Here is an 8,288-nt window from a genome sequence, read left to right on the forward strand (position 1 = left end):
GATGGCCCATCGCTCGTCCGTGGACTCGCCGATCAAGGCCCCAGGAATGCCACCACGTTAAGGGACTCACCCACCGACACGCGTCCGCCAGTTAAGTGGGACTCCGACATCTCAGATGGGATCCGACAGTTCCGGCCTTGCCAGCCAGTACCAAACCTGGAGACGGCATGAATCCGAATGACCCCTGAAGGGTCACAGCTTCATGCCATTCTCCGGGTGAGGTCAACGAAGCGTTCGTGGGCAAGTAGCCCTGCCCCTATACGTCCCGCCATATGGGGGTCGTATGGCGGGACGTATAGGGCCCTATGTGTCGGGGATCCTAGCGGTGTTTCCCCTATATGGCGCGCTGTATAGGGAGCGATACTGCGGGATCTGGACCTTTCTGAGAGTCGAGTGTCACATTCCCTTCTTCTGTCGGGCCTTCCTTGGTGCGAGAGGAGAAATCTGCGATGTCTGTACGTTCCGCGAGTTACGTCCCCCAGGCTGCGACGTGGGGACTGGGTGGGATCGGGATCGCCGCTGCTGCCCCGTTGTTAGGGATGGGGGAGTGGGCCGGCTGGATCGGCGGCGGTGGCGTTGTAGTTGCTGGCGCGGTCGGTGTCCTGGGCCACCGGGGCCAGCAACGTCAAGAGCTCCACCTCTCTCTCGAGGAGGGCCTTGCCCCGCTGATCGGTGGCCGGTCGACGGTGGTCACCAGAGGATGGAAGGGATGGCCAGGTACTCCCACCCGCGTCATCATTCGCTACGACGCAGTCGCAAAGGACGGGGATCCGAACTGGAAAGCGGCCGTCGTCGATGCAACCCAGCGTCGTCTCGATGTGTCAGCGACGATCACCAAGCATGACCGGCGTGGCCGGCGGGTAGTCCTCACAACCCGAGACGTGACGAAAGAGAATCCCGTCGAGCAGCGGGTGTCACGAACCATTGGGGATCTTCTTGGGTCAGGGGCTCGCGTCACATCGTTCAAGAGCGGGGCGGATGGGGATGTCGCATCCTTCGAGGTGCGCCACATTCCCACCACGAAGGTGGCCTCTAGCGGTGGGTACCGAGCAAAGGTCGAGAGGACGTTCGGGCATGTGCATCAGGGCCGGTGGCGCTGCAAGTGGGATCTAGAGCACGACAAGGTTCTCTTCGAGCTGCGACCGCCGTTCCCGGAGGTCGTCGAGTTGCCTCGTGCCCAGGTTGATACGAAACGTGACGTGCTGGCCAGCTACGACAAGGTCAGCATCGACTTCGGCGTCGACGAGGACGGCAACAAGCTGAGCTGGCGTCCCGCCGTGGACCCAAACCTGATGGTTGTCGGAGCACCAGGAACAGGCAAGACCGTCTTGGAACACAACATCCTGGCCTCCGTCGCCCAATGGGGATGGCCGATCTGGGTGGTCGACGGCAAGGCGATCGAGTTCCTGGGCTGGCGGACCTGGCCCAACGTTCAAACCGTCGCGTCCACCGTCGAAACCCAGGTGGCAGTGATCAGCCGAGCCCATGAAGTCATGGAACACCGCTACCAGCTGATCGTGGCAGGCCGTGCGAGCGAAGACGACTTCGAGCCGCTGATGCTGTTCATTGATGAGTGGTCAGATTTCCGGGCCAACCTGACCGACTGGTACACCACCGTCAAAGCCAAAGGAATGCCGACCAAGGCGCCGGTGCTGCAGAAAGTCGCCTCGATCGCCCGCAAGGGCCGCTCATCGCGGGTGCATTTACTGTTCGCTACGCAGCGTCCTGACGCCGAATACTTCGGTGGCGATATGCGAGACAACTTCCGCTGCCGTATCTCGATGGGCCGGCTCTCCCCCCAGGGCGCCATGATGATGTACCAGGATCCCAACATCGGAACCACGGTCCCGCGGGGGCGCCGTGGGCGAGCCACCACGATCGACGAGAACAACCGGCCCGTTGAGACCCAGACCTACTTCGTCCCAGATCCACGGAAGGCGAATCGCCGCGGTGATCAAAGCCAGCTCGACATCCTCGAAGGGCTGATGCCTGACGAAATGATGCGCCGGCACGGCCGTCTCATCATCGTCCCTCCGAGCGACGATGACATCGACAAGGCCGGCTCTGACTACACCGCGTGGTGCTCAGCTGATTGGGTGCCGGCAGAAGCACGCCCAGATCTCGATCCGGTCACCAACACCGCCGTCGATGCGCAGCGGGCCAGAGAGATGGCATCCCCGATGGCCATGTTCGGGATTCCCTCCACCACTGCGAGGCCGGCCAGCGACACCGTGGACATCGACGACCTCGACGATGTCCTGAACACGACCCACGGCGCTGACGACGGCTATGGCCTCAACGTCGACGCCGATCCGCTGGGGCTGTCCATCGGGGACCTGGTCGAGCTGGAACCGGGCTACTGGGTCACCGTCGATGAGGAGACGGAAGAAGACCCCCTGGACCCATCGCTGGTGCTGCTGTGTTGGCGTGACGACGAAGACAACACCGGAGCAACCGGCATCACCCTGGGCGAGCGGGTCACCAGCCGTCGAGCCCTGATCGAAGAAGGAGCGCTATGAACACCAGCAAAGGCCAGCAGCTCGACGACGACACCACAACCATGATCCTCATCGGGCTGCTGTTCGGCCCAGCGCTCCTCGCCGCTGGGATTGGAGTTGTCGCGGCGCAAGTCCCAGAGGTCGCCTCCTGGCTCACCCAACGCAACGTGCTGGTCGCGCCTGCAGACAACCCGCTGCTCGTGATCCCAGGAACAGCAGGCGCCGGCCTCGATCTCATGCGCATCATCCCGATCGCCGCAGCGATCCTGCTGGCCCTGATCTGGGCGGTGTGGCTGTCGAAATCCAAGATGAACTCCGAGGAAGGGACACGCAACAAATGAGTCCACGACGCCGATCAGTGGAGAACAGACGAGTCTGGCGCACACACAAGCTGAACCGGATCTGGCGGCACCGGGAAGCCGCAGAGCTGGCCCTGGTCTTGGTCTCGGCCGGCAACTGCGCCGTTCCCGGCACGGGATGGAACCAGGCCGAGATCAGCCACGCCACCGCCCCCAACAGTTCGACGGCCGCCGACGCCGCCCACCAGGCACTCAAGTTCTGCATCGACTGCCCCGTGATCAACGAATGCGCCCAGTGGGCCACCATCGACCGCTACACCGGGCTGGCAGCCGGCAGCTCCTGGATCCGAGGCCAGGAGTACGACCCCAACACCACCATCAACAACCCCCGGCCCAAGACCACCGCAGCCTAAGCAGTTGTTCCACTGTCACCACCCCTAACCGGGTCGTGACAGTGGGAAACAGTCGAAATGGTGCTAGGTTGGAGTCATCCAATCAAGGGCTGCTCACCACGGCCCACCCGCTCTAAGGAGAGTGAAATTGATGTCTGTTCAGACCCAAAGCAAGGCCGACGTTCGCGAGCGCATGGCTCGGATGGCGGTGTGCGCGATGCAGTCGTGGCAGGATCCTGCGTTGCTGGATCGTGTGACGCGAGATGGTGCTGTGGCGGTGTGGGAGCACCAGCAGAGTGCGAGCACGAGGCAGGTGCCCTCGGCAGAGGATGTCGAAAAGTGGATGGCGGCAGCCGATGAGGTTGGTGCCCGGTTCGTGATCCCTGGCGATGAGGAGTGGCCCGACAGCCTCGCCCAGCTCTCCGATGTCACCGTGGGCGACATCGGCGGCGTTCCTGCGGGGCTGTGGGTGATGGGGCGCAACCTGACCGATACCGGTTCCGACGCTGTGGCGGTGGTCGGTTCACGAGCCTGCACCAGCTACGGCGAGCACACGGCCCTGACCCTGTCGGCTGATCTCGCGATCGCTGGCTGCACCGTCGTGGCGGGCATGGCATACGGAATCGACGCGGCCGCGCACCGTGGGGCGCTAGGGGTGAAGGGGACGACGGTAGCGGTGGTGGCCAGCGGCCTCGATGCTCCCCACCCGGCGGCGAACACGGAGCTGTCTCGTCGAATCGAGGAACGAGGCACGCTGGTTTCTGAGTTCCCGCCCGGATTCCGACCCACCCGCTTCTCGTTCCTCGCCCGCAACCGGATCATCGCCGCCCTCACACTCGGCACCGTGGTGTGTGAGGCTGCCTATCGCTCCTCCGCAGTCAACACCGCTGCATGGGCTACGGCGCTCGGGCGCCCAGTCATGGCAGTGCCGGGGCAGATCACCAACTCGCTGTCGACCGCCCCCAACAGCATGATCCGTGACGGATCAGCCACTCTGGTCACCTCGGCCGACGAGATCCGCGACGAGATCTTGATCTCGTAAGGACAAGCCACCCCGAGCCTGTCACATTCGCCCTCCTGTGATCGCTCTCTCTACAGCAGAGACAACGATCACAGGAGGACACCATGGCTCACCTCATCACCATCGTCGATCGGGCATGGGAGCTGCGCCAGCGCGTTGAAGCCGCCAGGGAAGCAGCCACCGCAGCGAAGCGCCACTACGACCAAGCCCAACAAGCATGGGATGCCGCTCGCCGGGATCTCGATGCCTATCTCCACACCACCAACCGTTAGAAGGCCACGATGATTCATCCCCCCACCGACTGGATCGACTGGATCACCGATCTGGAAAACACCATCGGCCACGACCTCGACGGTGACCAGAGCTACGACGGCTACAGCCTCGACTGGGTCTACCAGCTATGGAAGGAAGGCCACAGCGTCGACGGGGCCCTGGCGCTGGTCAACGACTCCAAACGAGAACAGCCCTGCTACCGGGCCTGATCGACCTTGGAGATCCGGGCGCCAGAGATCCACTCTCTGTGAACCTCCCCAGCCGATACGAACACCACCAGGCCCTCCCATCGGCCGTCGCCGTCACGTCGACGATCCATCACCGGCACCGCACCGTCAACCCACACCACGGGCCCCGCACACACCAGTGCGGGGCCCGTATCTCCGCCAGACAACACCCCCACCCTCACGACCCTTAACCGGGTCGTGAGGGTGGGGAACAGGTGTTGCTGGGGGGCCGGCGACGGTATGATGGAGGCATCCATTCAGGGAGTTTCACCAGCTCCCATCTGTGACCGGAAGGGGTCTATCTCATGTCTGTTTCCACTACCGCTCCCGCTGCCGTCGGTGCCAGCATCAGCACCAGCTACCGTGACCTGGTCGCCGCGGTGAAGGCTGTCGGCCTGCTCGCTGGCGGCACCCGCCCCGCATTCCCAAACATCGAGGTCGCGGCCGCCGATCAGACGCTCACCCTCACCTCGGCCGACACCGAATCTTCCGTGTCGGTCACGGTGGCCGGCTCCATCACCGGTGACGAGCAGCGCGTCATGGTTTCGTGGGCCGAACTGTCCAAGCTGTTGCCCGCCGCGGTGAAGGGCACCTCGAAGCGTCAGCTCGACCAGCTCGACATCAACATCGACATGACCGGCGAGAGCCTCACCCTCGGCGTGGCCGGCTACGAGCTGCCGGTCACCGTGGCCCCCGACGCCCAGCTGCCCGACATGCCTGCCACCACCCCCGGCACCCATGTCGTCGACCGCGACGAGTTCGCCGCCATGTTCACCCGAGTGGTCGCCGCCGCCTGCACCGACGAGTTCCTGCGCACGTTCACCATGGTCAACACCGACCTGACCGCCGACTCGCTCACCCTCACCGCCACCGACCGCTACCGGATGTCGCGGGGCTCGGTCGCCTGCAACGGCACCTCCGACCAGAGTGTGCTGCTCCCCGGCACCCTCATCGCCAAGTTGCTGCCGTTCTGCGACGGTGACCAGATCACCCTCGGCACCGATGGTGAGGAAGCCGAGTGGATCACCCTGCACAGCGGCTCACTGACCGTGAAGATCCACGCCCACAACGGATCCTTCCCCCGCATCACCCACCTCTTCGACATGGACAACGCCGACACCGCCACCGTCGACCGGGCAGAGTTCCGCACCGCCGCCGACCGCGCCAAGGCACTCACCGCCGTCCTGGCCGACCGCAACACCGCCGCCCGCATCATCGTCGCCCCCGACACACTCACCATCGCCCCCGGCACCCGCGACGATGCCCGCACCGCTGCCCCCTCGATCACCGCCGACACCCACGTCGACGGAACCTGGACCGGCGGCGCGAACCCCACCTACCTCGTCGACGCAATCGCCCACCTCACCGGCGAGACCGTCACCCTCGAGTTCACCGCCCCCGGCAAACCCATCAAGCTCACCGGCGACGACACCTTCGAGCACGTCCTCATGCTCATGCGTCTACCCCAGTAGCCGGCCCTTCCTCCCACAGGGCAAACCACCGGCGGCCCCCACCCCAGGGGGCCGCCACCACCCCAAACCCCTAACCGGGCTCCCTCTGCCTCGACCCCTAACCGGGTCGAGGCAGAGGGGTAAATGCCGTTTGACAGGGCCTTTTGGCGGTTTTGGCGGGTAGAATCGGAGTATCCGATAAGGGGTTTGACCAGCCCCCAAACGGGGGAGGGCCAGCCGGCCCTTCCCCCACCCTTTGAAAGGAAGAGGGCTCATGTCTATTGCTACCGCTATTGCGAATCAGAGCACCCCGGTTGAAGAACTGGGGTTGCGGCTGGTGGGTCGCCACATTCTCCATCACGCCAGCCTGCTGGAAGTGACCGCGTTCGACAACGGTCAACTGCACACCGTGATCGGCCCGGTGTCGATCGAAGACGCATCGAACGCCGTGCTTTCCCGGAGCCGGGAACCGTCGTGCAGATGCACGGCCAGGAGATGATCTGGCTACAGCCCCACGTCGTCAACAAGACCGTTCTGGAGGCCTTTGTTTTGATCGGCGGTGTCGTGCAGTGCCGCTACGTCAGAGAGGCCGCTGCGGTCGTGACGCTGCCGAATCGGGAGCGGGAATCACTGCGCACCGTCGAACTGCTCATGGCCCAGCACCACGCCTACGAACGGTTCAAGGCCGACCTCAACGCCGCGGCCAACGAGTGGGCCGACGACAACGACCTGTGCCACCGCTACGACGAGTTCATGCAACAGCACAGATTCAACGGACGCACCCACGACTACCGCGCCCAGATCCTGAGCGCCGGCTTCACGGTCATGGTCGTGTTCGCAGCCCTCGACTCATCGAAAGCTTTCGGCGAAAGAACACTCGCCACCGCCTTCGAGCCCCAGCTCACCGCACTCCTGCTGTTCCTCGCCGTCGGAGGGATCGGGCTAGCGGTCGGCCCCGGCTACGCCGACTACAAGGCCATCTGGGACCACCTCGACAACGAGCAACCAAACCCGTGACCAGTTATCCCACCCCCACAACCCCTAACCGGGTCCCCTAGAGCGTGCAATCTGGCAGCCGTTTGAACGGTATGGGTGTGTAGGTAACGGCGCCTCGCATGGCACCCACCGATCCGGAGATCGATCTGGGTGGTCAGAGTCGTATGGATCCTGTGTGTTCGACACCGATGCTCTCGAGTAGTTCTCGATGGGCGGTCTCGGCTCGCTGTGCAGCTTCGCTCACTTTGCGCTCGTAGGCTTCGGTGTCTGACGTGATCCTGCGGAGGTACTCCCCGGTGGCGATTCGGATGAGTGCGCTAATGGGCTCATCTTCGATCACGCTGAGGCCGCACAGCGCCTCGTACTCCCGTTCTGAGAACCTGACAGTAAGAACACGACTCTTGCTCACGGTGATTCCTTTCGTTCGTCAGGACCTGTTTCCCAACTTGACACGAATACAGCATACACACTACAGTTGGAACTACTAGTTAGGCGGCCGCAGCCACTTCTGGTGAAGTGGCACCTCGATGACGAGGTTCCGCTCGGCCCGTACCACAATAGGAGGCCGCTGACATGTCCAGAACCAACCAACCCGATCCGTACAGCGAAGGCATCAATCCCGACCCTCACCGGCAAGAAAACGAAGCATGCGTGCGCGCTGTGTGTGCGGCGTCTCTGGAAGAGATTCGCCGATACCAGCGGGGTGTGATTCAGAGTTCTGACCACCAGATCCAACCCATCAATAGGGAAGACGCTCGACGGTTCGCTCGTTTTGCCCCCACGGTGGCCAACGATCCGCGAGCGTTCACCCCCTATGAGTTGTCCGAGGACCCCGTCGGAGATCCGGCCATTCCCCTCGACCTTGAGTGCAGCCGAGCTATGGCGAAGGCCGCGGACTACCACCGCGCTGCCTACTTTGCGGAGGACGACGAACTCCGCCGCATCTATGGGACAAACGCGCCAGCAGTACGCGCTGAAGGCATCTCGAAGGCACTGGCGAGGAAGATTCGCCTCCTGATCACGGACCCTCTGGATGGGAGCCATCAGATGGCCGGCTTCAACCAACCCGGTGCTTACGGTCCCGCCGCTATGACCGTTTCCCCCTCCGGATCGATCGCCGTGGCGGTAGCT

11 protein-coding genes are annotated in these 8,288 nt (G+C 63.7%); 10 read left to right on the plus strand and 1 reads right to left on the minus strand.

What is annotated here, in order from left to right; all coding sequences use genetic code 11:
- Positions 1-449 precede the first annotated feature (449 nt).
- The 9 genes from ABEA30_RS15540 (at position 450) to ABEA30_RS15580 (ending at position 7,178) form a co-directional block, all read left to right on the plus strand.
- Positions 450-2,519, plus strand: coding sequence for an FtsK/SpoIIIE domain-containing protein (locus tag ABEA30_RS15540; RefSeq protein ID WP_345584470.1), 2,070 nt, complete (start codon positions 450-452; stop codon positions 2,517-2,519).
- Positions 2,516-2,839 (plus strand): hypothetical protein, encoded by a 324-nt coding sequence (locus ABEA30_RS15545; RefSeq protein ID WP_345584472.1) that lies wholly within the window; start codon positions 2,516-2,518, stop codon positions 2,837-2,839. Before ABEA30_RS15540 ends, ABEA30_RS15545 begins: the two co-directional genes overlap by 4 nt.
- A gap of 17 nt (positions 2,840-2,856) precedes the next feature.
- Positions 2,857-3,210 carry a hypothetical protein gene (locus ABEA30_RS15550; protein ID WP_345584474.1) on the plus strand — a complete coding sequence of 118 codons (354 nt, stop codon included), beginning with the start codon at positions 2,857-2,859 and terminating at the stop codon, positions 3,208-3,210.
- Positions 3,211-3,340: 130 nt separating this feature from the next.
- Positions 3,341-4,231, plus strand: a complete 891-nt coding sequence (gene dprA, locus ABEA30_RS15555) for a DNA-processing protein DprA (RefSeq protein WP_345584476.1) — start codon at positions 3,341-3,343, stop codon at positions 4,229-4,231.
- Between the two features lie 83 nt (positions 4,232-4,314).
- Positions 4,315-4,482, plus strand: a complete 168-nt coding sequence (locus ABEA30_RS15560; RefSeq protein WP_345584478.1) for a hypothetical protein — start codon at positions 4,315-4,317, stop codon at positions 4,480-4,482.
- 9 nt (positions 4,483-4,491) lie between these two features.
- Positions 4,492-4,692: a hypothetical protein gene (locus tag ABEA30_RS15565; RefSeq protein WP_345584480.1), complete on the plus strand. Its 201-nt coding sequence runs from the start codon at positions 4,492-4,494 to the stop codon at positions 4,690-4,692.
- A gap of 323 nt (positions 4,693-5,015) precedes the next feature.
- A complete protein-coding gene (locus ABEA30_RS15570; RefSeq protein ID WP_345584482.1) occupies positions 5,016-6,182 on the plus strand; it encodes a DNA polymerase III subunit beta in 1,167 nt (388 codons plus the stop codon).
- Between the two features lie 253 nt (positions 6,183-6,435).
- A complete protein-coding gene (locus tag ABEA30_RS15575) occupies positions 6,436-6,660 on the plus strand; it encodes a hypothetical protein (RefSeq protein ID WP_345584484.1) in 225 nt (74 codons plus the stop codon).
- Complete coding sequence (locus ABEA30_RS15580) at positions 6,642-7,178, plus strand: hypothetical protein (protein ID WP_345584486.1); 537 nt, start codon at positions 6,642-6,644, stop codon at positions 7,176-7,178. The genes ABEA30_RS15575 and ABEA30_RS15580 overlap by 19 nt, the downstream gene beginning before the upstream one ends.
- A gap of 133 nt (positions 7,179-7,311) precedes the next feature.
- Here ABEA30_RS15580 and ABEA30_RS15585 read toward each other — a convergent pair whose 3' ends face one another.
- Positions 7,312-7,566, minus strand: a complete 255-nt coding sequence (locus ABEA30_RS15585) for a hypothetical protein (protein WP_345584488.1) — start codon at positions 7,564-7,566, stop codon at positions 7,312-7,314.
- A gap of 164 nt (positions 7,567-7,730) precedes the next feature.
- Between ABEA30_RS15585 and ABEA30_RS15590 the strand changes: the two genes are divergently transcribed.
- Positions 7,731-8,288, plus strand: a 558-nt coding sequence (locus ABEA30_RS15590; RefSeq protein WP_345584490.1) for a hypothetical protein, incomplete at its 3' end; no start/stop codon positions are given.

Source organism: Tessaracoccus lubricantis (assembly GCF_039544535.1).
Classification (GTDB): domain Bacteria; phylum Actinomycetota; class Actinomycetes; order Propionibacteriales; family Propionibacteriaceae; genus Arachnia; species Arachnia lubricantis.